This is a genomic window from Massilia terrae (genome assembly GCF_024753145.1).
GTDB lineage: Bacteria > Pseudomonadota > Gammaproteobacteria > Burkholderiales > Burkholderiaceae_D > Telluria > Telluria terrae.
Genome location: NZ_JANUGU010000001.1, coordinates 1,460,148 through 1,483,663, shown reverse-complemented (window position 1 = coordinate 1,483,663; position 23,516 = coordinate 1,460,148). Strand labels below are relative to the sequence as shown.

Genomic DNA, 23,516 nt, shown 5'->3' with positions numbered 1-23,516 from the left:
GGAGCTTGAGGGATTAGTGCTTGGCCTGGGCGTCGGCCGCGTTTTCCATTTTCTCTTCCTTGGCTTCTGCTTTGGCTTTCATGGCTTTTTTGTGAGCCTTGGCCTTTTTCTTGGTAGCGTCGGCTTTGGCGCTGGCCATGTCGGCATTGGCTTCTGCGGCTTTCTTCTCTACCTTGGCATCGGCCTTGGCGTCGGCCTTCATTTCCTTGGCTTCAGCCTTTTCCACCTTCTTGTCGGCCTTGCTCATGGCCGGTGCGGTGGGCTGGGCCGGGGCCGCGGTGTTCTGGGCGGCGGCGAAGGCGGAGGTTGCGAACAGGCCGGCAATCAGGGTGGCAACGATTTTGCTCATGGTAAATCCCTTCGGAAGTTGATCAGGTAGGGCTTTCGCGCCCCGGTGCTTCTGTGACCAACAACGATGTGGCCCGGCGATTCGTTGACGTGTTTTTACATCCACTTACAATCATTTGCCCAAAACAAGACACGTTAGCTGGCGTACAGTCCGGCGCCCGGCGGCCGCCTACACTGGTCCGGACGTCAAAGCGAAGGGTGGTGTGATGGCGGACGCGCTGAAACTCTACAAGGCGAAACGCAATTTCTCGATTACCTCCGAACCCGCCGAGGGCGGCAAGCCGTGCGAGAACGGCCTGTCCTTCGTGATCCAGAAGCACTGGGCCACGCGGCTGCATTACGATTTCCGCCTGGAGCTGGACGGTTCGATGAAGAGCTGGGCCGTGCCCAAGGGTCCCAGTTACGACACGCGCGACAAGCGCATGGCCGTGCATGTCGAGGATCACCCGATTTCCTACAATGAATTCGAGGGCACGATTCCCGAGAAGCAGTATGGCGCGGGCAAGGTCATCATCTGGGACAAGGGCACCTGGGATCCGCTGGAGGATCCGCGCAAGGGCTTCGAGAAGGGCAGCCTGAAGTTCGAGATGCACGGCCACAAGATGCATGGCAAGTGGGCGCTGGTCCGCATCAAGAATCGCAGCGGCGAGCGCCAGGAACCGTGGCTGCTGATCAAGGAAAAGGACGACTTCGCGCGGCCGGTCGAGGAATTCTCGGTGGTGGACGAGATGCCGGACAGCGTCAAGGCGCTGCCCCTGCCGGCTGACGCCGCCAAACAAGCGAAGAAGGCGGCGCCGGCCAAGGCGAAGCGCGGCGCCATGCCGGAAGGCGCGCTCAAGGCGGACTTGCCGGACGAGCTGGCGCCGGAGCTGGCCACGCTGGTCGACAGGCCGCCGTCCTCGCCCGCGGACTGGGTGTTCGAGGTCAAGTTCGACGGCTACCGCATGCTGGCCCGGGTCGAGGGCAAGTCGGTGCGCCTGATCACCCGCAACGGCAATGACTGGACCAGCAAGTTGCTGCCTTTGCAGAAGGAACTGGTCCGCATGAAACTGGCGGATGGCTGGTTCGACGGGGAAATCGTCGTCAACGACGAGCAGGGAAGGCCGAATTTCGGCATGCTGCAGCTGGCCTTCGACGGCTCGAATACCGCGCCCATCCAGTATTTCATTTTCGACGCGCCCTATCTCAAGGGCTATGACTTGCGCAACGTGCGGCTGGAGGAGCGGCGCGCGCTGGTGGAGGCCGAGCTGGCCGGCAGGGAATCGGCGAGCGTGAAGTTTTCCGCCGAGTTTGGCGATGACCCGGTCCAGCTGCTCGATGCGGCCTGCAAGTTCGGCCTGGAGGGCGTGATCGGCAAGCGGCGCGATTCGCGCTACGTGACGCGGCGTTCGCCGGACTGGATCAAGCTCAAGTGCCAGCAGCGCCAGGAATTCGTGATCGGCGGCTACACCGACCCGCAGGGCTCGCGTCTCGGGATCGGTTCATTGCTGCTCGGCTACCACGACAAGGATGGCGTGCTGCAATACGCCGGCAACGTCGGCAGCGGCTTCGACAGCGCGACCTTGCTGGACCTGCTGAAGAAACTGCAGGCGATCGAGACCGACGAAAGTCCCTTTCCGCCCAAGGCCGTGCCTGGGCGCAAGCATCATTGGGTCAAGCCGAAGCTGATCGCCGAGGTGAGCTTTTCGGAATGGACCAATACCGGCTCGGTGCGGCACCCCGTGTTCCAGGGGCTGCGCAGCGACAAGCCGCCCAAAAGAATCACCCGCGAGGAGGCAAAGCACGTGGAAGACGTCGAACCTGCCCGGCCGCAAGGCGCTGCACCGGTCGCCAGGCTCCCGGCCACGATGAAAGTGACGCACGGGGAGCGGGTGATCGATCCGTCGACGGGCCTGACCAAGCTCGACATGGTGCGCTATTACGCCCTGGTGGGCGAGCTGATGCTCGAACACCTGAAGGGCCGCCCCCTCGCGCTGGTGCGTGCGCCCGCGGGTGTGGGCGGAGAACTGTTCTTCCAGAAGCATACGGACGTGCGCAAGCTGCCGGGCGTGGTGCACATGCCGGAGGAGCTGGATCCGGGCGATCCGCCGATGCTCGGGATTGTGTCGGTCGAGGGGATCCTGTCGGCGGCGCAGTGGAACGTGATCGAGTTCCATACGCAGAACGCGGTGCGCAAGTCCTACGAGACGCCGGACCGCATGGTGTTCGACCTCGACCCGGGCGAGGGCGTGCAGTGGAAGACGATGCAGGAAGCGGCGCAGCTGATGCATGCCTTTCTCGACGAACTGGGCTTGCCGAACTTTCTCAAGACGAGCGGCGGCAAGGGTCTGCACGTGATGGTGCCGGTGAAGGGCAAGCTTGGCTGGGACGAGGTGAAGGCGTTCTCGCAGGCCATCGTGCACCACCTGGCGTCGACCTTGCCGGACCGCTTCGCCTTCAAGAGCGGGGCGAAGAACCGGGTGGGCAAGATCTTTATCGACTATCTGCGCAACGGGCGCGGAGCGACGACGGCCTGTGCGTGGTCAGCGCGCACGCGGCCGGGCTTGGGGATCTCGGTGCCGCTGGAGTGGGACGAGCTGATGCAGGTGAAGGCGGGCGATCAGTGGAACGTCGGTAACGCGCATACGCGGCTGGACAAGGGCAATGAGCCGTGGGCAGGGTACGCGAAGGCCGCAAAAACCTTGAGCGCGGCGATGAAGGTCCTGGGCGTGCCCGCCAAATAGCATCCTATCCCCACGTTCGTCAGCACGTCGTCCCGTCGAAGGACGCGACCCACAGACCCTCTGCGTCGTCGAAAATTACAGGCCGCAGGCCCACGTATTCAGTATGGGTCCCGGCGCCGGGACGACGGTTGGGGGCTAATGTTCGTTCTTGATAATCCCTCGAATATTGGTACACATCAGCGCCACCTGTAGCGTAATCAGCGCCCACGCCTCGTCATGCCAGCCCCAGACGATCCACAAAATATTGCTGAGGATGAAGGAACAAAATCCGACAACGCGTTTCCCGGCCCGCTTGGAGCCGATCAGGTAGGATGAAAGCAAGGTGACGGCCATGGCCGGCCATTGCAGCAGGTCGATCAGTTCATCCATTCAGCCTCACGCTGCTTTTTTGCGGCGCGCGGGGGCCTTGGCGGGCGCGCTGGCCTTCGATGCGCTCGATGCCTTGGCGGCCGCGGCACGCCGGGCCGGCGGCTTCTCCTCGTTGGCGGCAGCGCTGCGCTTGGCCGGCGCCTTGCGTGCTTTCGGGGCCGGCGCCCCTTCCTCTTCCTTGGCAGCGGCGCCTTTTGCTCCAGGTTTCTTGCCCAGGCTGGCCTGCAGCAGCGACACCAGGTCGATGACATTCGAGGTCGCCGTGCGCTCGCGCTCCGGCGCCGCCGTGGTGATGCTGTGCGTTTCGTTGGCGGCGATCTTTTGCTCGACCAGCGCGAGCACGTCCTCGCGGTAGGTATCGTGGAATTCTTCCGGATCCCAATCCTCGCTCAGGCCGTCGACCAAGGCCTTGGCCATCTGCAATTCCTTGTCGGAAATGGTCGCGTTCTTGGCGTCCGGCGCCGGTATCTTCAGCTCGCCCGCATCGCGGATTTCGTCGGCATAGCGCAGCGTGTTCAGCACGATCGTATCGCCCACGCACACCAGTGCCGCCAGGTGCTGCTTGACGCGGATGACCACGCGCGCGATGCCGATCTTGCCGGTGGCCTTGAGCGCTTCACGCAGCAAGGCATAGACCTTGTCGCCGCCCTTGCCGGGCGCCAGGTAATAGGGCTGGTCGTAGAAGAGCAGGGGAACTTGCTCGGCATCGACGAAGGCCGCGATGTCGATGGTCTGCGTCGCTTCGGGGTTGGCGCGGCGCAGGTCCTCCTCGGACAGCACCACATACTCGCCCGGCGTGTATTCGTAGCCCTTGACGATCTCGTCCCAGGGCACTTCCTTCTGGTTATTCTTGTTGTAGCGCTTGAAGCCGACCGGGGAGAAGTCGCGGCGGTCGAGCATGGTCAGGTCGAGCCCTTGCGAGCTGACGGCCGGATACATTTCGACCGGGATATGCACCAGCCCAAAGCTGATGGCCCCTTTCCACATGCTGCGTGCCATGGCCGGCTCCTTTCTCTACTCGCCAACGGTGCCGGTGACCGGGAGGATCACACCTGTAATGTAGCTCGAACAGGCGGGCGATGCGAGGAACACATAAGCCGGCGACAATTCTTCCGGCTGGGCCGGACGCTTGTAGGTGGTGCTGGCGCCGAATTCCTTCACTTTTTCCGGCGACTGGTCGGCCGGGTTGAGCGGCGTCCACACCGGCCCCGGCGCCACCGCGTTGACGCGGATGCCCTTGTCGATCAGGTTGGCGGCGAGCGACATGGTGAAGGCGTGGATGGCGCCCTTGGTCGCGGAATAATCCAGCAGCTGCCTGGAACCCTTGAGGCCGGTGACGGAGCCGGTGTTGACGATGGCGCCGCCACGCTTCATGTGCGGCAGGCAGGCTTTGACCATGTGGAAGTAGCCATAGATATTGGTGCGCATCGTCAGGTCGAGGCGGTCCTCGGTGATGTCGGTGATGTCGGCGGCGTGCTCCTGGAAGGCAGCGTTGTTGACCAGCACGTCCATGCGGCCCCATTCGGCGACGATCTGATCGACCGCTTGCTTGCAGAATTCCATGTCGCGCACGTCGCCGGGGACGGTGATGCAGCGCTGGCCCTCGGCTTCGACGCAGCGCCTGGTTTCGGCGGCGTCCTCATGTTCGTTGAGGTAAAGGATGGCGACATCGGCGCCCTCGCGCGCATACAGCACGGCGACGGCGCGCCCGATGCCGGAGTCGCCGCCGGTGACGATCGCGACCTGGCCCTGCAGCTTGCCGCTGCCTTTGTAGTGCTCGGCCATGAACTTCGGCTTGAGCTCCATCCGGGCTTCGATGCCCGGTTTGACGAGGTGTTGCTGCGGCATCGGCGGGGCGGGTTCCTGGATGCCGGTCTGGACCGCGTCCTTGCTTTCCTCTTTTTGCATGCTGCCATCGCGCTGGTCTTGCCGGCTCTGGATTGCCTGCATTTGCTTCGCCGTATCGTCCTGGTTTGCCATCCGTTGGTCTCCTATCGTTGCGCGTTCCCCGAACAGCGAAGTATTGGCCGCGCGGCCGCTGGCGACAGTGCGCTCCCACACAGAGCAGTCGCACTGCCGCAGGGCAACTTTTTGTTAAGAAATTGCACCAAAATGGTGTGTTAGCGGGCCGTATGCACCGGCTGGCAGCTGGCATGCATCGTGCTGGTGAGTAAGTGTCACCACAAGGGAGCGTAGCCATGAACGAGATCCGCAAGCTTGACTCCAAGGGCGTCGACCGGTTCCTGCCCGAACTGGCCGATTTGTTGAGGGACGCCGTGCAGCACGGTGCGTCGGTGGGTTTCCTGCCACCGCTCGGGATGTCCGAGGCGCTGGGTTATTGGCTGGAAGTGCGCGCCGCCGTCGCCGACGGCAGCCGGATCGCGCTGGTCGCGCTGCGCAGCGGCACGCTGGCGGGCACGGTGCAACTGGAACTGTGCCGCAAGGCCAATGGAAAGAATCGCGCGGAATTGCAGAAGTTGCTGGTCCACAGCGATGCCAGGCGGTCCGGCATCGCCAGCGCCTTGTTGGCGGAAGCCGAGGCGCAGGCCATGGCGCTCAAGCGCGGCCTGGTGTATCTCGATACCGAGGCCGGCTCGGGAGCCGAAGGTTTCTACCGCGCCTGCGGCTACACCCGGCTGGGCGAACTGCCGGACTATTGCTGCGACACGACAGGCCATTGGCGCGCCACGGCGATCTGGTTCAAGCAGTTGTTCGTGCCGCAGCCGCTCGCGGTCGCGGCCTAGACCTGTTCCGGCTTCTCCGTCTTGGGCGCCAGCTTGATCGGCGCCGCCTTGGCGGGGAAGCGGGCCTCGTGGCCTTCGTAAATCCTGGCGATGGCGGCCATGTCGGCGTCCTCGTCGCCCGTCAGGGTCAGGTAGTCGACCACGCCAAGTTCCTTCGCGCGGTAGTCGATGTAGCACAGCAGCACCGGCACCTTGGCGGCCAGCGCCAGGCGGTAGAAGCCGCTCTTCCAGTGCGGACGGTAGCTGCGCGTGCCTTCCGGCGTGATGGCGATCCAGCACCACTTCGATGCCAGCATGCTCTCCGCCAGCTTTTGCGTCGCGCCTTGCGGCGCGCTGCGGTCGATCGGGATGCCGCCCCAGTAGCGCATCACGGCGCCCATCGGGCCGAGGAACAGCGAGTTCTTCGCCAGCCAGCGGAATTGCAGGCCGATGGTCCATTTCGCGAACAGGCCGACGACGAAGTCCCAGTTGGACGTGTGTGGATAGACCACGGCGATGCCATGCGGGCCGGGCAGGGGCTTGTAGCGCACGTTCCAGCCGAACAGGCGCATCATCCGCAGCGCCGTGCGCTGGCCCCAGGTAGGCAGCGACGCGGGACGCAGCAGGTAGTCACTCATTGTTTCTCCAGGTGGCGCTAGGCCGTGTCTCGTATTTTATTGTCGGCGATGAAACGACATTTCGCCGCGGAAATCAGCGCTGAATTCTATAGCGAGCGCAAAGCAGCGACAAGCGCCGGGCTGGAACGGCCGGGCCGGCGCGGGTATCATGCTGCCAACCTGACACATCACCTGGAGCGTGCACGAATGGATACCACGATTTACCACAATGGCCGGTGCGGCACTTCGCGCAACACCCTCGAGCTGCTGCGCGAGCACGGCATCGAGCCGCGCGTCGTCGATTACCTGGCCACGCCGCCGTCGCGCGAGGAACTGCGCGGGATGATCGCCAAAGCCGGGCTGACCGTGCGCGAGGCGATCCGCTCGAAGGAGGCTGTCTATGCGGAGCTGGGGCTGGATAATCCGGCGCTGTCGGATGATGCGCTGCTGGACGCCATGCTGGCGCATCCGATCCTGATCAACCGGCCGTTCGTGGTGACGCCGAAGGGTGTGCGCCTGTGCCGGCCGGCGGAGTTGGTGAACGAGATTCTCTGATCACTTTTAATCAGAGAGAACGTCGTTCCCGGCAGTGCCGGGAACGACGGTCTTTGATGCAGTTAATGCTGCACCGCCCCTATATCGATGCTTTGCCCGCGCACTTTGCCTTCAAAATCCTGATCCGCCCCATCGGCTGCGCGCACGCCTTTCCCAACCGCCGGTGACTTCGCCCCGGGCCGAAAGTCCGACGTCCCCTTCCGATCGTAGGCCACGAATCCCGGCGCCGCCGCGATCGTTCCCGAATGGCTCATGCCTTCGGACAGCCTCCAATCCGCCCCATTGTTCTGGTACACCAGATTATTCCGGAAACTGTTGTGCTTCCCGGTATTGCCTTGCTCGACGATGCCGCTGCGGTTGTCATAGACGATGTTGTTGAGCACCTGGGTGCGGTCGTTCGGTCCCTGCGTATGGTAGTAGTCACCGCCGCCGACGACGATGCCGGTCTCCGAACCCGTCACCGTGTTCCCGGCGATGAGCACATTGTTGGCGTCATGCCAGAGGTGGATACCCGCGCCGGAAATGCGGAACACGATATTGCTGCGCACCGTCGCCGAGGTGCTGATGTAGATGCCGTGGATGAAGCGGCAGTTGTCCGGCCCGATATCGTGCACGCTGTTGCCCGTGACTTCGGACTTGACGCCGCGATAGTAACCATCGACCCCGATCCCGGCCCCGCCGCTGCTCTCGCACGGCACGTCGTTGGCGATGTGGTGGACCTGGTTGTTGCGGATGGCGACGTAGGAGCCGCCGTTGTAGATGCCGCCCAGCCATTTTGCGCCACCCTGGTACTGGCTGCCATCGACTTCGAAGCCGACGATGTCGACGTAGTTGCCGCGGTTTTGCCACGCTGTCGATGAGCCCGAATTCAGGGGCGGCACGATCTTCGCTCCCCATCGTTCAGTCGATTCGTAGATGATGCGCGCCTCCATGCTGCCGTTGGCGGTGGTCTTGAAACCGCCGGTGTACACGCCCGGCGCGACGTGAACGGTGGTGCCGGGCGTGACCACCTGGGCGGCGCGCATGATGGTCCGGAACGGCTCGTCCGCGGTGCCTGGGTTGCTGTCGTTGCCGCTCGGCGAGACGTACAGGTTGGCGCGGACGACTTCCGGAATCACGAGCTGTTCCGAGCCGCCTGCGCGCATGCGGCAAGCGGCCAGCGCCACCACCAGGCAGCAAGGCAGCGCGGTGAGCGCGAACCGGGTGAGGGTGTAAACGTTGCGTGGCATGGGCACTCCCGAGGCAAGGGGGACCCGAATATTTTTACAGTACGACAACTTCACGTACTGCCATCTGCCGCAAACATCGCTTTGCGCTAGCGCAAACTCGCCGTTTCCCGATTAGTCCAGCTCCAGCAGCATGGCCTGATGATCCGACCCCTCCTCGCTGCCATCGACGCGCAGCTGGCGCACCCGCGCGGCCAGGTCGGCGCTGATGAAGATGTAGTCGAAGGTAAAAGGGAGACCGGACGCGGGCGCGTCGCTGTGCAGGCCGACCGTGGGCGCGTGCCGGCGGCCGGGATGGGCGATCTGCCATGCATCGCGCCAGGCCAGGGTGCCGTCGGCGAAGGAGGCGAGCATGCGCAGGTACTCCAGCGAATGCGGCAGCATATTGAAGTCCCCCGCGAGGATGGCTGGCGCTGCGCGCGGCAAGGCGGCGAAGGCGCCGGCGCCGGGCGGGCCGGGCCGCGGGCAGGCCGCGTGGGCCCAGGCTTCGCGGTGCAGCTCGCGTACGTGCTCGACTTGCGCCATGCGCTGGCGCTCGGACAAATGCTCGAGGTGGGTCGTCATCACGCGCAGCAGGCCGGAAGGCGCTTGCACGGTTGCTTCCAGGACGCCGCGCGGCATGCTCATCATCTCCGGGTCCGGCGGCCAGGGCAGGGAATGGCGGAACACCTGCAGGACGGGATGGCGTGAAAAGATCATGCAACCCAGTCGCCTTCGTCCGCCGTCCGCATGCAGCGTGTCGGTGAACACGCCTTCGACCGCCGCATAGCCGGGCAGCCGGCGCGCCAGGCCGGCAAACTGGTCGCCGCTTTCGCTGCCATCGCGCGCGGCGAATCCGCTGGCGACCTCCTGCACGCACAATACGTCGAAATCGGAAAAACGATCGAGGCAAGCGATAATGCGGTCAAGGTCGGCGCCGCCGGCCGGACTGCGTGCGCTCTGGATGTTCCAGGTAATCAGCTTGAACATGGACGCCCTCTCAAAAAAGTCCGCTCAGGCTAGCGTGCCGCGCACCCGGCACAACTGATCCAGCGCAGGTGTGCGCCATGCCCGCCGGTTTTCATGGAGTCGCGATGTTCACGATGATCTTGATGGTGTATTTGCAGCAGAACCTGGACGTCACGCTGCAGCAGGCGGCGCCGCATGGCCGCTACCAGTCCCGCGGCGCGTGCGAACAGGCCGCGGTGCGGCTGCGCGGGCCGGTGCCGATTCCGAAAACGTATTCGGCGGCCTGGCAGGACGCGCTGTGCGTCCCGATCAAGCCGAACGTGCAAGTCAATCCCGCGCCGCTGCCGGACCTGGCCCGGGTGTTGCGCGAGCAGCCCGGTTCCGGTTGCCAGGCCGAGGGGGCGTGGCGCCGGCTGGCCGAAACTTGCGTGGCGCCGCGTTAGAGTTTATTCCAGTCGCGGTCGCTTTCGGGACAGAGTACGTTGCCGGCGCTGTTGCCTACACCCAGCGTCGATTTGCTGCCGGCGCCGGCGCGCACCGCTTCTTCGCTGCGCCAGGTGGCGGGCGGTCCGGGGCTGCCGGATTGGCGGCATATCACTTTGTTTCCTTGACGCGTGCGATAAAGAACGCGGCCGTCGGGCGCTGTGTATTCCTCCGTGACGATGTTGGGCGAGCGCTCGATGTGCGCGTCCTCCAGTTGCTGGGCAAAACGGCTCCATTTGCCGCTAGGCGTGAGTACTGGTGGCGCGGGCCGGGCGCGCAGCGGCGAAACGCCGTCCTGGCCGCGCAGTTCGCGGCCGATGTTGCCGATATCGTGGCGAGAATCTTCGAGGATCTGCGCGGCGGCCGGGGGCGCGGGCGCTTCCGCCTGAACCGCCACTGGCGCGACAGGCGTCGCGGGAGGTGCCGGACTCTTTGGCGGCGCAAGGGCCGACGGGCGGGGCGAACGCGCGTCCTTGCGTTTGTCCGGCGCCGTTGCAGGCAGCTTTGGCACGCGCACAGCTGGCGCCGGCAACAGCAGCACGGACAGCGGCTCTGGCGTTTCTACCGCCACCGGCGGCTGGTCGGCATGCCTGATCCACAGCGCGATCAACAGCGTGTGCACCAGCAGCGAGACCGCCAGCGGCCACCAGCGCCGCGGCAGTCCCGCCTCGTTCGACGCGGCGAGGATCAGTTCTTCGGCTCCGTCATCGCGTTCTTCATGGCGACGCAGCGCTGGTCTTCCTCCAGCGTATCGACCAGCCCGCGGCGGGTGCCCGCCGACAGCGCGGTCATTTTCGCGGCGGCATCCGACAGGCGCTTGACGCTGGCCGGGGTGCATGACGACGGAATCATGCTGCCGCTGTAGGCTCGCATATAGACTTCGCCGGCGGTCTTGTCCAGCTCAGGCAATTGCGCCAGGCGCTGGTCGGCGCTTTGTTCGGCCAATCCGCGCTGCTCGGCCGGGAACATGCTGAACATCGCGATGCGCACTTTCGAGAACGGCAGCTTGGTCTTCGGATCGCCCACGGTCGCCAGCCACTCGGCCTTGTTCGCGGCATCCGGGCGGACCACGGTTGCGGCCAGTGCGGCGGCCTGGCCGGTATCGGACTTGTCGCGCTCCTGCTCAGCCTTGATGAGTGCATCGCTGCCCGGGTAGTTATAGCGGCTCAGGTGCGAAATGATATTCCATCGCAGGTCCTGGTTGATGGCCAGCCCGTCGACCTTGGTCTTGCCATCGAGAATCTCGGCCAGCCGCGCCAGGCCTTCCGGCGTGCTCGCCATGCCGACGTAGGTGCCGAACCAGCGGCGCTGGAAGTTGTCGTCACCCTTGCTGGCGAGCGTGCCGTTCCAGGCCATGTCCTCCAGCGCCTTGCGGGTCTGGCGCGCCCACGCGTTGTCGATGCCCATCACGTCGAGGTAGGCCTTGGAGCCGGCAGCCTTGCCCAGCACGTCGCCCAGCAGCGTGTAGTCCTTCTCGTGCGGCGCATTCTTCAGCACCACCGGGATGAAGTCCTTGAGCGGCAGCTTGGCGTCGCGCACCGCATCCCACAGGCTGTGCCACAGCATGGTGCGCAGCAGCGGATCGGACACGCTGGCCAGGTGCTCGCGCGCGGTCTCGAACGAGCGCTGGTCGAGCTGGACCTTGGCGAAGCCCCAGTTCTGATAGTTAGCGTAGACCAGGTCCGGGCAAGCGCTGCCGGCCAGCGCCGTGACCTTGGTCCGGGTGCCGGCGTAGGTGACCGGCACGTTCTTGATCAGTTCAAGCTGGCCATTGTTCAGGCGGAAGCTGGCGACCTGCACGCGCTGTTCGCGCAGGGTCGGGAACTGTTTGGTGGCGTTCTGGTCTATTGCAAAGGAGTCGACCTTGCCGCCCTTGCAGCTGTAGTTGGCGGTAATCGTGTTCACGCCCGGCTGGTACAGCCACTGGCGGGTCCATTGCGACAGGTCGCGGTGCGCGGTCTTGCCCAGCGTGCCGATAAAGTCGTCCAGCGTCGCGTTCCTGTACGCGTACTTGGTCAGGTACTCGTGCACGCCCTTGCGGAACACGTCCTCACCCAGCAGGTGGCGCAACTGCATCAGCGTGGCCGCGCCCTTGGAGTAGGTGATGGCGTCGATATTGTCGAAGGCATTCTGCGTGGTCGCCACCGTCACCTCGATCGGGTGCGTGGTCGATTTCTGATCCTGTGCGTAGGCGCCGGCTTCACGTTCGGAATAAAACGCCTGCCATGCATCCTTGAACTCGGTCGCTTCGGCGGTGCCCAGCACGCCCATGAATTCGGCAAAGCTTTCGTTCAGCCACAGGCCGTTCCACCACTTCATGGTCACCATGTCGCCAAACCACTGGTGCGCCATCTCGTGCATGATCACGCCCGCCAGCGACTGGCGCTGGGCCGCGGTCATGTCGGCCTTGTACATGAAGCCGCGCTCGGCGAAGGTGATGGCGGCCGAGTTTTCCATCGCGCCGTACAGGAAGTCCGGCACCAGGATCTGGTCGTATTTGGCGAACTGGTAGGGAATGCCGAAGTACTGGTCGAAGAAGTTCAGGCCGGCCTTGGTGTAGCGGAACCATTCGGCCGGCTTGATCTGCGAAGCCACCGACTGGCGCGCGAACAGGCGCATCGGGTACTTGCCGGAAGTGTCTTCCCAGACCTTGTACGGGCCGGCGTGCATCGAGAAGTTGTACGGGCTCAGTTTCTTGGTGCGTGGGAAGGTCCAGCGCTTGCCACCGGCAACGTCGTCGATCTTCGTTTCGCGCGTGGCGGACACCACCTGCCAGTCGGCCGGCACGGTGGCCGTGAGCGTGTAGGTGGCCTTCAGGTCCGGCTGGTCAAAGGAGGCGAACATCTGGTGCGCCGCGGCCGGCTCGAAGTGCGAGTAGGTGTACACGCGGCCGTCCACCGGGTCGACCATGCGGTGCAGCCCTTCGCCATTGGTGCTGTGCAGGCGCTCGAAAGCCACGGTGACCGTGTTGCGGCCCTTGGCCAGGTCCTGCGGCGCGATCGTGATGAACCACTGGTTGTAGTCCGGCTTCACTTCCTTGCCATTGACGGTCAGGCGCTTGATCGTGGCCTTGTCGAGGTCGATGGTCAGCGGCGCGCTGGTATCGGCCAGGTCGAAGGTTAGCGTGGTGGTGTTGGCGAAGCTTTCCTTGCCGGTCAGCGTGAAGTCGAGCAGGTAATCGACATTCGACACGCGCGCCGCGCGCGCCGCGGCATCGCCTTGCGACAGGTAAGGCGTCTGCGCGCGCGGCGGCATGGTGGCCGCGTGGGCGCTGAAGGCGAAGACGGAAGCGAGGGCAAGCGCGATGGCGCGGGGAGCGAGACGGTTCAAGTTGGCGGTCCTTTCATGATGCCAGTCCGGCGGGTTGAGATTTGGCGGCAAGAATACACCGGAGTCGCCAGAACAAGAAATGTATGCATGTGTACGCGCATTCTCCGGTTCGGATGACCTGTTCAAGGCCAAAGCATTCCCGCGTTCGTTTGATTTGCATCGTTGTTCGCTTAACTCAGCCAGCGAAGATGGCAGCTCCGTTTTTCATGCGTGGACATCGCGATGATTCTGCTCACCGGAGTGGCTGGCTTTATCGGCATGCACATGGCGCGGCGCCTGCTCGCGCAAGGCATGGTGGTGGTCGGCGTGGATCATCTGGGGCCTTGTGCCGATCCGGCGATCAAGGCGCGCCGGCTGGCGCAGTTGCGGCATGCGCCGGGCTTGTGCTTCTTCCAGCTCGATCTGGCCGAGGCCGACGATGTGGAAACGCTGTTCGCGGAGCACCGCTTCGAGTGCGTGATCCACCTCGCCGCGCAAACCGGGGTGCGCTACTCGATGGAGCATCCACACGAATGCGTGCGCAATAACGTGGTCGCTTTCGCCAACGTCATCGAATGCTGCCGGCGGCATGGCGTGGGCCACCTGCTGTATGCGAGCAGCTCCAGCACTTACGGCGCCAACCGGAGCATGCCGTTCTCCGAGCATCATGGCGCCAACCATCCGGTGAGCCTGTACGCAGCCACCAAACGCAGCGACGAACTGCTGGCGCACAGCTACAGTCACCTGTACGGCTTGCCCACCACGGGGCTGCGCTTCTTCACCGTCTACGGTCCGTGGGGGCGGCCGGACATGGCGCCCATGCTGTTCGCGCACGCCATCACGCAAGGACGGCCGATCCAGGTCTTTAACAGCGGGCGCATGCTGCGCGACTTCACCTACATCGACGACGTGGTCGAATCGATTGCGCGCGTGGCCGAGCGGCCGGCCATGTCCAACCCGGCCTTCGACCCGGCCCAGCCCGACCCGGCGACCAGCCATGCCCCGTACCGCATCTATAACGTCGGCAACCAGGAGCCGGTCGCCTTGGGCGACTTCATCGCCGAACTGGAACGCGCGCTTGGGCGCAAGGCGGAGCGGGTGATGCGGCCCATGCCGGAAGCCGACATGCTCGCCACCTGCGCGGATACGCGCGATTTGCAGCAGGCTATCCAGTGGGCGCCATCCACGCCGCTCGCCACTGGCATCGGCCACTTCGTGCGCTGGTTCCATGACTATCATGCGTGACCTGCAGCCCTTGCAGACGGTGCCGGCGCCGCGCCAATCGCCCGCGTGTCCGCATGCGGAGCGCCTGTCGCTGGTGGTGCCAATGTTCGACGAAGCCGGCAACGTCCAGCAGCTGGTGACGCGCGTGCAGGCCGCCATGCTGGAATCGCCCTGGCCCTGGCAGCTCATCCTGGTGGACGACGGCAGCGGCGACGGCACGGGCGATCTCATTCGCGATGCCGTCGCCGGCTGCCCGGACCGGGTCCGCGCCGTGATACTGCGGCGGAACTTCGGCCAGACCGCGGCCATGCAGGCCGGCATCGACGTGGCCGAGGGAAGCATCATCGTCACCATGGACGGCGACCAGCAGAACGATCCGCAAGACATCGTGCGGATGGTGCGGCGCCTGATGGACGAAGACCTTGATCTGCTGGTGGGCTGGCGGCAGGCGCGGCAAGACAATCTCTGGTTCCGCAAACTGCCGTCGTGGTGCGCCAACCGGCTGATCGGCGCCGTCACCGGCGTCCGGCTGCATGATTACGGCTGCTCGCTCAAGGTATTTCGCGCAGACGTCGTGCGGCAAGTGCGGCTGTATGGCGAAATGCACCGTTTCATCCCGACCTGGCTGGCCACGGTCACTGCGCCCGCGCGCATCAGGGAAGAGCCGGTCAGCCATCTCCCACGCGTGCATGGCAAATCCAAGTACGGCCTGGCTCGCACCTTCAAGGTCCTGCTCGATCTGCTGTCGATGTACTTCTTCGCGCGCTATCGGGCCATGCCGGGACACTTCTTCGGGCGCATCGGGCTGGTGTGCGGCTTCGCCGGGGCGCTTGTCCTAGCCTGGCTTGCGTGGCGCAAGCTGATGTTCAGCGAGCCGATCGCCAACCGGCCGCTGCTCATGCTGGGCGTGCTGGTCGCGGTGATTGGCGTGCAGTTCATCTGCACTGGCATCGTCACCGAGATGCTGGCGCGGACCTATTACGAATCAAGCGGACGACGAACATATCTTGTGGGGCAGGTGCTCGGCAACGGCTTCGATGCCGGGGAGGGCGGGCTGTGAAAGGCATCGCGCAAGCCCAGATCGAGAGTGTGCGTGGCCTGTGGCTTTCTGCGCGCAGTGCGCTGGCGTCCGGCATGCCGGCGTTGCTGGTCGCTGTCGCCGTCTACCTCGGTCTCTTCTTCAGGCTAGGGGATTTTCCCCTGTTCGACGTCGACGAAGGCGCCTTCAGCGAAGCGACGCGCGAAATGCTGGAGAGGGGCGACCTGGTCACCACATGGCTCAACGGCGCCCCGCGTTTCGACAAGCCGATCCTGATCTATTGGCTGCAGGCCGCGTCGGTCGGGGCGTTCGGGCTCGATGAATTCGCCTTGCGGCTGCCGTCGGCGTTGGCCGGTGCGGCGTGGGTTGTGGCGCTGGTGGCCTTCACGAGACGGGTCGCAGACAACGCGACTGGACATGCCGCGGGGTTCATTGCCGCGACAAGCTTGGGCGTGACGCTCATTGGCCGGGGGGCGACGGCGGATGCATTGCTCAACCTTTTCCTCGCGCTGGCGATGTTCGACCTCTATCGCTATCTGGTGTCGCATCGTGTTCGATACCGGCGTCGCGTGTGGCTGTGGATGGCGCTTGGCGCATTAACCAAGGGGCCGGTGGCGCTGCTGATCCCCGGCGCGGCGAGCCTCATCGTCTTCGCGCTGTGCGGGCAGGTGCGCGCCTGGGCGAAGGCCGTGCGGGACCCGGCAGGCTGGCTGATCATGCTAGTGGTGGCCGGACCGTGGTACTGGCTGGAGTATCAGCGGCAGGGGCAAGCCTTCATCGACGGTTTCATCCTGCACCACAACGTGGAGCGTTTCGCGCAGCCGCTGCAGGGGCATGATGGCTGGCTGTTCTACTACCTGCCGGTCGCCTTGCTGCTCCTGCTGCCGTACACCGGACTGCTCCTGCGCGTGCTGCGGCGTCTGTCCGAGCTGCGCGCAACGCCGCTTGATGCATTTCTCTGGTGCTGGTTCCTGTTCGTGCTGGCTTTTTTCTCGCTCGCACAGACCAAGTTGCCGCACTATCTCATCTACGGCATCACACCGCTGTTCGTGCTGATGGCGCGTCATCGACACGCGATCGGTTCCCGCTTGCTCGCATTCGCGCCGCCATTCTTTTTGCTCGGATTTATCGCGTTGTTGCCAATGCTATTGCGCGAGATCGGCCCGCAGACCGGCAACCTTTACTTGCGGGACATGCTGAGCCGTCCGGACGTGTTCAGCCAGGCCTGGCAACGCGCCGCATGGGCCATGTTGATCGCCGTGGCCGCCCTGGCCTTGATGCCGCGTACGCCCGTCTGGCCCCGGCTTGCAGCAAGCGGGCTGATTTGCTCGTCCGCCGTCGGCGGCCTTGCGCTGCCGGCGCTCGCGGCCCTGCAGCAAGGGCCGGTGAAGGAAGCGGCCTTGCTGGTCCGCTCAGCGGGTCTGTCGGTGCGGACCTGGCATTTCAACGTGCCCAGTTTCAGCGTGTACCGTGGCGCAGTCACTGAACGGGCCGGCGAGCTGCGTAACGGCGAGCTGATCCTCACACGCAGCGACGAGCTGGAGGGCATGGGCCAGCATGGCGTGTTGTACCGCAAGGGCGGCGTGGTGCTAGCCCGCATCGGTGGATGAGGGCGATTCTCCATGGGCACCTCTCCTCGATCCGCTTGGGCGTGGGCGCCACCACTGCTTGCCATGCTGCTGTTCGCGGCGATTACCTTCAGCGACAGCAACCAGGAACTGTTCCTCGCGCTGAACCTCGGGGGCCATGTGTTCGGCGACCGCGTGTGGGCCAACCTGACCATGCTCGGTGATGGCGCCGTGGCGCTCGCGCTGGTCCTGCCGTGTATCAAACGTACTCCCGATCGCTTCTGGGCGGCCCTGATCGCAGCGGTGATCGCGACCGCCTACGTGCAGCTCATCAAGCACGCGCTACCGATTCCGCGCCCCCTGGCCCTGCTGGAATCCGATGCCTTCTTCCACAGTGGGCCGCCGCATCGCACCGGAGCGTTCCCGTCCGGGCATGCGGCCGCCGCGTTTGCGCTCGCCGGAATCTGGGTCATGGGCTTGCGCGGCTACGTCGTCTTGCGGTTGATGCTGCTGCTGCTCGCCGTACTGGTCAGCCTGTCTCGGGTGATGGTCGGCGTCCACTGGCCGCTCGACCTGCTGGGAGGCATGCTGGGCGGCTGGCTTGCCGCGTGGTGCGGGCTCATACTGTCCAGCCGTTTCGGATGGACCACGTGCAGCCTGTGGGGACTGGCTTCCGGACTGGTCCTGCTGGTTATCGCGGCGGCGCTCTTGTTCAGCCAGCATATTGGCTTCCCGGAAGTCATGCCGCTTCAGCGGGGTGTCGGCATCGTTTGCCTGCTGTGGGGAGGCTGGGAGTTGCTGCAGACACCCTTTCAATTACCGATGCGCCGGCGCGCGAGGGAGGAGTGAGTTGGACGGCGACCTGTGGTGGCTCGTGATCGGCTTCGGCGGCCAGGCGCTGTTCATGGCGCGCTTCGTGGTGCAGTGGCTGCTTAGCGAGCGCGAACGGCGCAGCGTGATTCCGGTCTCGTTCTGGTACTTCAGCATCGTCGGCGCATTGGTCCTGCTGGTCTATGCGCTGCACCAACGCGACCCTGTTTTTATCGCCGGGCAGTTACTCGGCGTGGGGATTTATGTCCGCAATCTGCACTTGATACGGCTGGAACGGGCCGAGGCGCGTCGAACGCCGAACTAAGCGGGCAGGAAGCAGGAGTGATTACGCCGCTTTGCTCCGTTTTACGGGCGTGACGTTCGCACTACTGTTTCGCTCGGCGTTCCATAGGTCATGCCGTAGCTGCATTTGCAGCCATGACTCGGCATTTCCGCCCAACCATTGAGCAAGCCTGATTGCCAGTTCAGGACTGATCGCGGCGCGACCATTAATGACGCGCGAGAGTGCCACACGGGAAACTCCCAGTTGAGCAGCGGCCTCCGTGACGGTCAGGCCTAGACCGGGCAAGACATCTTCCTTCAAGATCTCACCTGGATGAGCGGGGTCGTACATTCGTCCCATTTCAATCCTCTAGTGATAATCAATGTAATCGACCAAGTTTGCATCCCTACCGTCAAACACGAAAATGAGCCGCCAATTCGCGCTGACCCTGAGTGACCAGTAGCCACCCTTGGAGCCAATCAGACGATGCAAATGCCATCCGGGAACGTCGAGGACAGCGATATCTGAAGCGCCATCAAGCGCGGTGAGCTGGCGACGAAGCTTGGCAGCATGATCTGGCCGTATCCCGGCCTTGCTTCCCTTACGGTAGAACAGTTCGAGACCCTTGTGCGCAAAGCTCTTGATCATGATTGTATCCCGTGGCGATACACCATGTCAGCGTCACTTGTGCACTTCGTTGTGGCCGCCGGACGACCCGTTAGACCAAGGTCGGCAAAAGAGTTCCAAGCAAACTCAACAACCTATTGATGTCGCTCGCGACACGCCGCCGATCAGCGCCCAAAATCCGGATTCGGCCGCGTCATGTAGTACCACTCCTGATTCGCGCCGGCGTTCGTGTCCGGGAACAGGATCCGCCCCGCAAACTCCGCCACCACCGGCGTGCCGTCCGCGCGCACGCCGATCTGTTCGCCTTCCGCGACCGGATCGAAACTCGCCCAGGCGCGCGTGAACGCGTCCTTGGCATCGAGCTTGTCGTGCACCACGACCATTTGCAGCGCCTCCATCTCCTCGAACGGCACCGGGGCCGGCTCGGGCGCGTCGATCAGCTTGAGGAAGGTGAGGGTGTTCACGATCGCCCGATAGGCCACTTCCGGCGCGGCCGGATCCTCGTGCTGGCCGCATTCGAGCGTGAGCGCGTAGCCGCCCGTGGTGCGCATGTATTCGGTGGTGCCGACGCCGTAGCGCAGCACGGTTTCGAGTTCGGCGGCATTGCCACGGCTGCGGCGCTGCACGCCACCGCCATAGGCCGCCATCCAGCCGCTGACGAAGCGGCGCACGCCCAGGCGGCGCGCCAGCGCGCGTTCTTTCTCGGCATGCTTGAACGGTTCCAGCGGACCATCGTTGTTGACCGGTCCCACCATCACGAAGGGCTCGCCGGTCTTGGCGTTGAAGGAGTGCAGGTCGAGCAGCACGTCATGCTGGGCCAGCAGCGGGCACAGCCAGTTCGCGATCTGGTCCTCGAAATCCTGCGGATGCTCCTTCGGGAACAGGTTGCGGTTCAGGTTGCGGTCGCCGGAACGCGTGTTCTTGGCGTAGGCCAGCGGATTGACGATCGGGACGAAGGTCACGCTGCCGTTCGCAATGTGCAGCTTGCCGCTGTCGATTTCCTCCATCACGCGCCGGATGGCCTTGGTGCCGCACACCTCGTTGCCGTGGGTGGCGCCCATGATGATCACGCGCGGCCCTTGGCCGAGCCCGGTGTAGTTGACGGATTTGAACTGGAAATTGCTGGCGGAAGTCATTACGAACTGATCCAAAAGAAATGTCGGTGCCGACATTTTATCGGGAAATGCTGGCGGCGGCAGGGGCGGCGTGGCATGATTCGCAACTTTCACCGATACCACGCGAAATGACGACCTCGCTCCGCAGCCGCCGTGTGCACGGCCTCGACACCTTGCGTGCGCTCGCCGTCAGCCTCGTCGTCCTGCATCACTACGTGCTGTTCGTCAGCGGCCGCCCGACCTTCGGCTGGGTCGGCGAGCTGGGCTGGGCCGGCGTCGACCTGTTTTTCGCGCTGTCCGGCTACCTGATCGGCAACCAGATTTTCGCCGCGATGGGCAGCAGCGAGGGCTTTTCGCTGCGTCACTTCTATGCGCGCCGCTTCCTGCGCACGCTACCCAATTTCTATGTGGTGCTGGCCCTGTACTTCCTGTGGCCGGCCTTCCGTGGCGACGCGCCCTTGCTGCCGCTGTGGAAGTACCTCACCTTCACGCAGAACATCGCGCTTGAGCCGGGAACCGCGTTCTCGCACGCCTGGTCGCTGTCGATCGAGGAACAGTTCTACATGCTCTTGCCCGCGCTCGCGCTGGCCGGCGCTGCCCTCGGCAACTCGCGCCGCGCGGCGTGGGCCGCGATCGCGCTCGGGTTCGGGGCAGGGATGCTGTTCCGTGCCGATGCCTGGTTCGATCATGTGCAGGGCCAGGCCAACTGGATGAGCAGCTATTACAAGTACATCTACTACTCCAGCTTCTGCCGTTTCGACGAGCTGCTGGCCGGCGTGGCGCTGGCACTGTTGAAGAACCAGCAGCCGGCGTTGTGGCAGCGTTTTGCGCGGCATGGCAACGTCTTCCTGGCCGCCGGCCTTGCCGTCACGCTGCTGGCCTGTGCCCTGTTCCTTCACGATCATTTCGGCTTCGCGGTGACGGTCTTCGGCTACCCGCTGCTCGCCCTCGGGATCGCGATGCTGATCTTTGCCGCCGCCGCCGAGGGATCGCTGTTGCGCGAAACCCGCGTGCCCGGCGCCGGCAGCCTCGCCCTGTGGTCGTACGCGATCTACCTGACCCACAAGCAGCTGTGCATCATGATCGGCGACCAGTTGCGCGCGTCCGGATACGACGTCGAGTCGCCCGCCGCGATCGCGCTGATGCTGCTGGCATCCGTCGCTGCCGGATGGCTGCTCTACCGTTTGGTGGAAACGCCTTTCATGGCGCTGCGTGAACGCTACGTGCCCTCGAACTCGGCGCGCAAGAGCATGGCCGCGCCGCAGCAGGCAGAAGCTTAACGACGTCCGCCTTGCACCAGCCGCAGCGTGCGGCCGGGCAGGTCGGCGTCGATTACATCGAAGTCCGGGGGGACGCTGCGCAGGAAGACCGACAGCTGGCGCACCCGTTCGCCGATCTCCAGCCCGTCCGAGTCCTCGATAGCCTGGCGCATGCCCGGCAGGGCCTCAAGCGTATGACGGCTGCGGTAGGCCTCGACCAGCAGCTTGAGCAGGTCGCCCTGGCCGCCGCAGGCGCGGCGCCGGCGCTCGTCGGCGATCGACAGCAGCACGCGCTGCATGCGCGGGGTTGGATTGTCGATGTGCGCGAACACCGCAGGCGTGTTGGCGATCGCTTCGCAGATCGTGCGCTCGATCGCGTCGGGCTTGAGGTCGGACGCGATGTCGAAATAGGCGCGGTCCCAGCGCGTGCGCGCGTAGGCGTGACCGGGCGTGAAGGAATCGACCGTCTCCAGGCCGAGCGCGCGGCTGGCGCGGGCGTACAGGTCGGCGAGGGTGTCGATCAGCGGCATGATGAAAGTGGTGGGATTCGCATGCCGCAGAGTGTAGCGCAAACAGTGGGGGGGTATTGAGACGCGCGGAATTCTAACGGTGCAGATGAGATAAAGAGAACGTCGTTCCCGCGCAGGCGGGAACCCCATTCCTCTAACCGCCGCCACAATGGTTCGCACCGTGGCTGCGCTTGCAAAATGGGGTCCCCGCTTTCGCGAGGACGACGTTCCCTTTTCGAGTCGGCTTCCTTGCTACGTTCAGGCCGCGAACTTCCCAGCCCGGAAGTCCTCGACTGCCTGGTACAGCTCTTCCTGCGTGTTCATCACGAACGGCCCGTACTGCGCGATCGGCTCGCCCAGCGGACGCCCCGCGATCACCAGGAACTTGCTACCCTCGGTGGCCTTGATGCGCACACCATCCGCATCGGGCGCGTTATCGAGGATCGCCATGCGCGCTTGCGGCACGCCTTTGCCCTCGACCACCACCTCGCCGCGATACACGTAGACGAAGGCGTTGTGCCCGGCCGGCAGCGGCAGGTCGAAGCTCTCGCCCGCCGGCAGTTCGATGTCCAGGTACAGCGGCTGCGTACCTTCACGCACCACCGCACCCGTCACGCCATGGGTCTCGCCCGCGATCACCTGCACCGACGCGCCATTCTCCAGCGCGAAGCTGGGCAGTTCCTCGCTCGGGATGTCGCGATACCACGGATCCGACATCTTGTCCTTGGCGGGCAGGTTCAGCCACAGCTGGAAGCCCTCCATCAGGCCTTCATTCTGCTCCGGCATCTCGGAGTGGACCACGCCGCGGCCGGCAGTCATCCACTGCACGCCGCCGTTGGTGATCAGGCCTTCGTTGCCGCCGCTGTCGCGGTGCCGCATGCGGCCGTTCAGCATGTAGGTGATGGTCTCGAAGCCACGGTGCGGGTGCTCCGGGAAGCCGGCGATGTAGTCGCCCGCCTTGTCGCTGCCGAAGGCGTCAAGCATCAGGTAGGGATCCAGGCGGCGCTGCAACGGGCCGGTCAGCACGCGGTTGATCTTCACACCGGCGCCATCCATCATGAACTGGCCGCCCACCAGGCGCTCCACGCCGCGCGATTTGCGGACGGATACGGCTTGCACTTGCTTGGTCATGCTGTTCTCCTCGTTGTCGGCGCCGCAGCGCCGCTCTGGTCAAAACTGATTATGCAAAGACTGCTTCGATCGCCTGGTCGGCGTCGGCCTGGCCTTTGGCTGCCGCATCCGGACCCATTGCCTGGCCCGGAGAATACACGAAGGTGTGATCCTTCATGCCTAGGAAGTTGAGCAGGGTGACGATCTGCGGGACCTGCGGGTCGCCACCTTCGGGGTAGACGCCACCGCGGGCCGCGGCCACAAACACCTTTTTGTTCTTCAACAGGCCTTCCGGACCGGCTTCGGTGTAGCGGAAAGTCACGCCGGCACGGGCCACCGCGTCGAACCAGCCCTTCAGCTGCACGGGCATCGCGAAGTTGTACATCGGCGCGCCCATCACGATCACGTCGGCGGCTTGCGCTTCGGCGATCAGCAAGTCGTCCTTGGCTACACGTGCCGCCTGTTCCGGAGTACGCTGGTCGGCCGGGGTGAACAGGGCGCCCAGGGTGGCTTCGTCCAGGATCGGATGCTTGTAGGCGACCAGGTCGCGCACCTTGACGGTTGCGCCCGGGTTGGCGGCGAGCAGTTTGGCGGTGATGGCGTTCGCCACGCGGATCGATTCGGACTGTGCGCCGCGCAGGCTGGAGTTGAGCTGCAGGATGTTCATTCTA

General features: G+C 64.6%; 24 protein-coding genes and 1 pseudogene. 10 read left to right on the top strand and 15 right to left on the bottom strand.

Annotated elements, in window-relative coordinates:
* Positions 1-13: 13 nt before the first annotated feature.
* A complete protein-coding gene (locus NX778_RS06465; protein ID WP_370661312.1) occupies positions 14-454 on the bottom strand; it encodes a hypothetical protein in 441 nt (146 codons plus the stop codon).
* A gap of 100 nt (positions 455-554) precedes the next feature.
* Between NX778_RS06465 and ligD the strand changes: the two genes are divergently transcribed.
* A complete protein-coding gene (gene ligD, locus NX778_RS06460) occupies positions 555-3,071 on the top strand; it encodes a DNA ligase D (RefSeq protein ID WP_258810851.1) in 2,517 nt (838 codons plus the stop codon).
* A gap of 135 nt (positions 3,072-3,206) precedes the next feature.
* On the opposite strand, the gene NX778_RS06455 is transcribed toward ligD, so the two are convergent.
* The 3 genes from NX778_RS06455 to NX778_RS06445 are packed head-to-tail and all read right to left on the bottom strand — an operon-like array spanning position 3,207 to position 5,420.
* Positions 3,207-3,440, bottom strand: coding sequence for a hypothetical protein (locus NX778_RS06455; RefSeq protein WP_258810850.1), 234 nt, complete (start codon positions 3,438-3,440; stop codon positions 3,207-3,209).
* A gap of 6 nt (positions 3,441-3,446) precedes the next feature.
* Complete coding sequence (gene ku, locus NX778_RS06450; RefSeq protein ID WP_258810849.1) at positions 3,447-4,439, bottom strand: non-homologous end joining protein Ku; 993 nt, start codon at positions 4,437-4,439, stop codon at positions 3,447-3,449.
* Between the two features lie 15 nt (positions 4,440-4,454).
* Positions 4,455-5,420: an SDR family oxidoreductase gene (locus NX778_RS06445; protein ID WP_258810848.1), complete on the bottom strand. Its 966-nt coding sequence runs from the start codon at positions 5,418-5,420 to the stop codon at positions 4,455-4,457.
* A 218-nt stretch (positions 5,421-5,638) separates the two neighbouring features.
* Between NX778_RS06445 and NX778_RS06440 the strand changes: the two genes are divergently transcribed.
* A complete protein-coding gene (locus tag NX778_RS06440) occupies positions 5,639-6,184 on the top strand; it encodes a GNAT family N-acetyltransferase (protein WP_258810847.1) in 546 nt (181 codons plus the stop codon).
* Here NX778_RS06440 and NX778_RS06435 read toward each other — a convergent pair.
* On the bottom strand, positions 6,181-6,801 hold the full coding sequence (locus NX778_RS06435; protein ID WP_258810846.1) for a 1-acyl-sn-glycerol-3-phosphate acyltransferase: 621 nt from the start codon (positions 6,799-6,801) through the stop codon (positions 6,181-6,183). The two genes, NX778_RS06440 and NX778_RS06435, sit on opposite strands and share 4 nt — an antisense overlap.
* Positions 6,802-6,987: 186 nt before the next feature.
* Between NX778_RS06435 and arsC the strand changes: the two are divergent.
* Positions 6,988-7,332 (top strand): annotated as a pseudogene (gene arsC / locus NX778_RS06430) (arsenate reductase (glutaredoxin)); the annotation flags it as partial.
* Between the two features lie 65 nt (positions 7,333-7,397).
* On the opposite strand, the gene NX778_RS06425 reads toward arsC, so the two are convergent.
* Positions 7,398-8,564 (bottom strand): right-handed parallel beta-helix repeat-containing protein, encoded by a 1,167-nt coding sequence (locus tag NX778_RS06425; protein WP_258810845.1) that lies wholly within the window; start codon positions 8,562-8,564, stop codon positions 7,398-7,400.
* A gap of 111 nt (positions 8,565-8,675) precedes the next feature.
* Entirely contained in the window at positions 8,676-9,530 is an 855-nt protein-coding gene (locus tag NX778_RS06420) for an endonuclease/exonuclease/phosphatase family protein (RefSeq protein WP_258810844.1), read from the bottom strand.
* Between the two features lie 104 nt (positions 9,531-9,634).
* Here NX778_RS06420 and NX778_RS06415 point away from each other — a divergent pair, with 104 nt between their 5' ends.
* Positions 9,635-9,952 carry a hypothetical protein gene (locus tag NX778_RS06415; RefSeq protein WP_258810843.1) on the top strand — a complete coding sequence of 106 codons (318 nt, stop codon included), beginning with the start codon at positions 9,635-9,637 and terminating at the stop codon, positions 9,950-9,952.
* On the opposite strand, the gene NX778_RS06410 is transcribed toward NX778_RS06415, so the two are convergent.
* Entirely contained in the window at positions 9,949-10,602 is a 654-nt protein-coding gene (locus NX778_RS06410; protein WP_258810842.1) for a hypothetical protein, read from the bottom strand. The genes NX778_RS06415 and NX778_RS06410 overlap by 4 nt on opposite strands.
* Positions 10,603-10,679: 77 nt before the next feature.
* Positions 10,680-13,322: an aminopeptidase N gene (gene pepN, locus NX778_RS06405; protein WP_258810841.1), complete on the bottom strand. Its 2,643-nt coding sequence runs from the start codon at positions 13,320-13,322 to the stop codon at positions 10,680-10,682.
* 222 nt (positions 13,323-13,544) lie between these two features.
* Between pepN and NX778_RS06400 the strand changes: the two genes are divergently transcribed.
* The 5 genes from NX778_RS06400 to NX778_RS06380 all read left to right on the top strand — a co-directional run bounded on the left by NX778_RS06400 (position 13,545) and on the right by NX778_RS06380 (position 18,267).
* Entirely contained in the window at positions 13,545-14,546 is a 1,002-nt protein-coding gene (locus tag NX778_RS06400) for an NAD-dependent epimerase/dehydratase family protein (protein ID WP_258810840.1), read from the top strand.
* Positions 14,530-15,585 carry a glycosyltransferase family 2 protein gene (locus tag NX778_RS06395; RefSeq protein ID WP_258810839.1) on the top strand — a complete coding sequence of 352 codons (1,056 nt, stop codon included), beginning with the start codon at positions 14,530-14,532 and terminating at the stop codon, positions 15,583-15,585. The genes NX778_RS06400 and NX778_RS06395 overlap by 17 nt, the downstream gene beginning before the upstream one ends.
* On the top strand, positions 15,582-17,174 hold the full coding sequence (locus tag NX778_RS06390; RefSeq protein WP_258810838.1) for an ArnT family glycosyltransferase: 1,593 nt from the start codon (positions 15,582-15,584) through the stop codon (positions 17,172-17,174). Before NX778_RS06395 ends, NX778_RS06390 begins: the two co-directional genes overlap by 4 nt.
* A gap of 63 nt (positions 17,175-17,237) precedes the next feature.
* Positions 17,238-17,981 carry a phosphatase PAP2 family protein gene (locus NX778_RS06385; protein ID WP_258810837.1) on the top strand — a complete coding sequence of 248 codons (744 nt, stop codon included), beginning with the start codon at positions 17,238-17,240 and terminating at the stop codon, positions 17,979-17,981.
* Position 17,982: 1 nt separating this feature from the next.
* A complete protein-coding gene (locus tag NX778_RS06380; protein ID WP_258810836.1) occupies positions 17,983-18,267 on the top strand; it encodes a lipid-A-disaccharide synthase N-terminal domain-containing protein in 285 nt (94 codons plus the stop codon).
* Positions 18,268-18,288: 21 nt separating this feature from the next.
* On the opposite strand, the gene NX778_RS06375 is transcribed toward NX778_RS06380, so the two are convergent.
* From NX778_RS06375 to NX778_RS06365, 3 genes are all read right to left on the bottom strand, one after another.
* On the bottom strand, positions 18,289-18,585 hold the full coding sequence (locus tag NX778_RS06375; RefSeq protein WP_258810835.1) for a HigA family addiction module antitoxin: 297 nt from the start codon (positions 18,583-18,585) through the stop codon (positions 18,289-18,291).
* 9 nt (positions 18,586-18,594) lie between these two features.
* Complete coding sequence (locus NX778_RS06370) at positions 18,595-18,873, bottom strand: type II toxin-antitoxin system RelE/ParE family toxin (RefSeq protein ID WP_258810834.1); 279 nt, start codon at positions 18,871-18,873, stop codon at positions 18,595-18,597.
* A 143-nt stretch (positions 18,874-19,016) separates the two neighbouring features.
* The gene (locus tag NX778_RS06365) at positions 19,017-19,988 is read right to left on the bottom strand and encodes a M14 family metallopeptidase (protein ID WP_258810833.1); all 972 of its coding nucleotides are present in this window, start codon (positions 19,986-19,988) and stop codon (positions 19,017-19,019) included.
* A 107-nt stretch (positions 19,989-20,095) separates the two neighbouring features.
* Here NX778_RS06365 and NX778_RS06360 point away from each other — a divergent pair, with 107 nt between their 5' ends.
* The gene (locus NX778_RS06360) at positions 20,096-21,247 is read left to right on the top strand and encodes an acyltransferase family protein (RefSeq protein ID WP_258810832.1); all 1,152 of its coding nucleotides are present in this window, start codon (positions 20,096-20,098) and stop codon (positions 21,245-21,247) included.
* Here NX778_RS06360 and NX778_RS06355 read toward each other — a convergent pair.
* The 3 genes from NX778_RS06355 to NX778_RS06345 form a co-directional block, all read right to left on the bottom strand.
* Positions 21,244-21,756, bottom strand: coding sequence for a hypothetical protein (locus NX778_RS06355; RefSeq protein ID WP_258810831.1), 513 nt, complete (start codon positions 21,754-21,756; stop codon positions 21,244-21,246). The two genes, NX778_RS06360 and NX778_RS06355, sit on opposite strands and share 4 nt — an antisense overlap.
* 237 nt (positions 21,757-21,993) lie before the next feature.
* Positions 21,994-22,866, bottom strand: a complete 873-nt coding sequence (locus NX778_RS06350) for a pirin family protein (protein WP_258810830.1) — start codon at positions 22,864-22,866, stop codon at positions 21,994-21,996.
* A 49-nt stretch (positions 22,867-22,915) separates the two neighbouring features.
* Entirely contained in the window at positions 22,916-23,512 is a 597-nt protein-coding gene (locus NX778_RS06345) for an FMN-dependent NADH-azoreductase (protein ID WP_258810829.1), read from the bottom strand.
* Between the last annotated feature and the right edge of the window lie 4 nt (positions 23,513-23,516).

Bases quoted from the DNA above. Each gene is read 5' to 3' on its own strand.
- NX778_RS06440 (WP_258810847.1), top strand. From the start codon at position 5,639: ATGAACGAGATCCGCAAGCTTGACTCCAAGGGCGTCGACCGGTTCCTG.
- NX778_RS06400 (WP_258810840.1), top strand. From the start codon at position 13,545: ATGATTCTGCTCACCGGAGTGGCTGGCTTTATCGGCATGCACATGGCG.
- NX778_RS06415 (WP_258810843.1), top strand. From the start codon at position 9,635: ATGTTCACGATGATCTTGATGGTGTATTTGCAGCAGAACCTGGACGTC.
- NX778_RS06370 (WP_258810834.1), bottom strand. From the start codon at position 18,873: ATGATCAAGAGCTTTGCGCACAAGGGTCTCGAACTGTTCTACCGTAAG.
- NX778_RS06420 (WP_258810844.1), bottom strand. From the start codon at position 9,530: ATGTTCAAGCTGATTACCTGGAACATCCAGAGCGCACGCAGTCCGGCC.
- NX778_RS06360 (WP_258810832.1), top strand. From the start codon at position 20,096: ATGACGACCTCGCTCCGCAGCCGCCGTGTGCACGGCCTCGACACCTTG.
- NX778_RS06385 (WP_258810837.1), top strand. From the start codon at position 17,238: ATGCTGCTGTTCGCGGCGATTACCTTCAGCGACAGCAACCAGGAACTG.
- NX778_RS06350 (WP_258810830.1), bottom strand. From the start codon at position 22,866: ATGACCAAGCAAGTGCAAGCCGTATCCGTCCGCAAATCGCGCGGCGTG.
- NX778_RS06425 (WP_258810845.1), bottom strand. From the start codon at position 8,564: ATGCCACGCAACGTTTACACCCTCACCCGGTTCGCGCTCACCGCGCTG.
- NX778_RS06455 (WP_258810850.1), bottom strand. From the start codon at position 3,440: ATGGATGAACTGATCGACCTGCTGCAATGGCCGGCCATGGCCGTCACC.
- ku (WP_258810849.1), bottom strand. From the start codon at position 4,439: ATGGCACGCAGCATGTGGAAAGGGGCCATCAGCTTTGGGCTGGTGCAT.
- NX778_RS06345 (WP_258810829.1), bottom strand. From the start codon at position 23,512: ATGAACATCCTGCAGCTCAACTCCAGCCTGCGCGGCGCACAGTCCGAA.
- ligD (WP_258810851.1), top strand. From the start codon at position 555: ATGGCGGACGCGCTGAAACTCTACAAGGCGAAACGCAATTTCTCGATT.
- NX778_RS06435 (WP_258810846.1), bottom strand. From the start codon at position 6,801: ATGAGTGACTACCTGCTGCGTCCCGCGTCGCTGCCTACCTGGGGCCAG.
- NX778_RS06395 (WP_258810839.1), top strand. From the start codon at position 14,530: ATGACTATCATGCGTGACCTGCAGCCCTTGCAGACGGTGCCGGCGCCG.
- NX778_RS06375 (WP_258810835.1), bottom strand. From the start codon at position 18,585: ATGGGACGAATGTACGACCCCGCTCATCCAGGTGAGATCTTGAAGGAA.
- NX778_RS06445 (WP_258810848.1), bottom strand. From the start codon at position 5,420: ATGGCAAACCAGGACGATACGGCGAAGCAAATGCAGGCAATCCAGAGC.
- NX778_RS06365 (WP_258810833.1), bottom strand. From the start codon at position 19,988: ATGACTTCCGCCAGCAATTTCCAGTTCAAATCCGTCAACTACACCGGG.
- NX778_RS06355 (WP_258810831.1), bottom strand. From the start codon at position 21,756: ATGCCGCTGATCGACACCCTCGCCGACCTGTACGCCCGCGCCAGCCGC.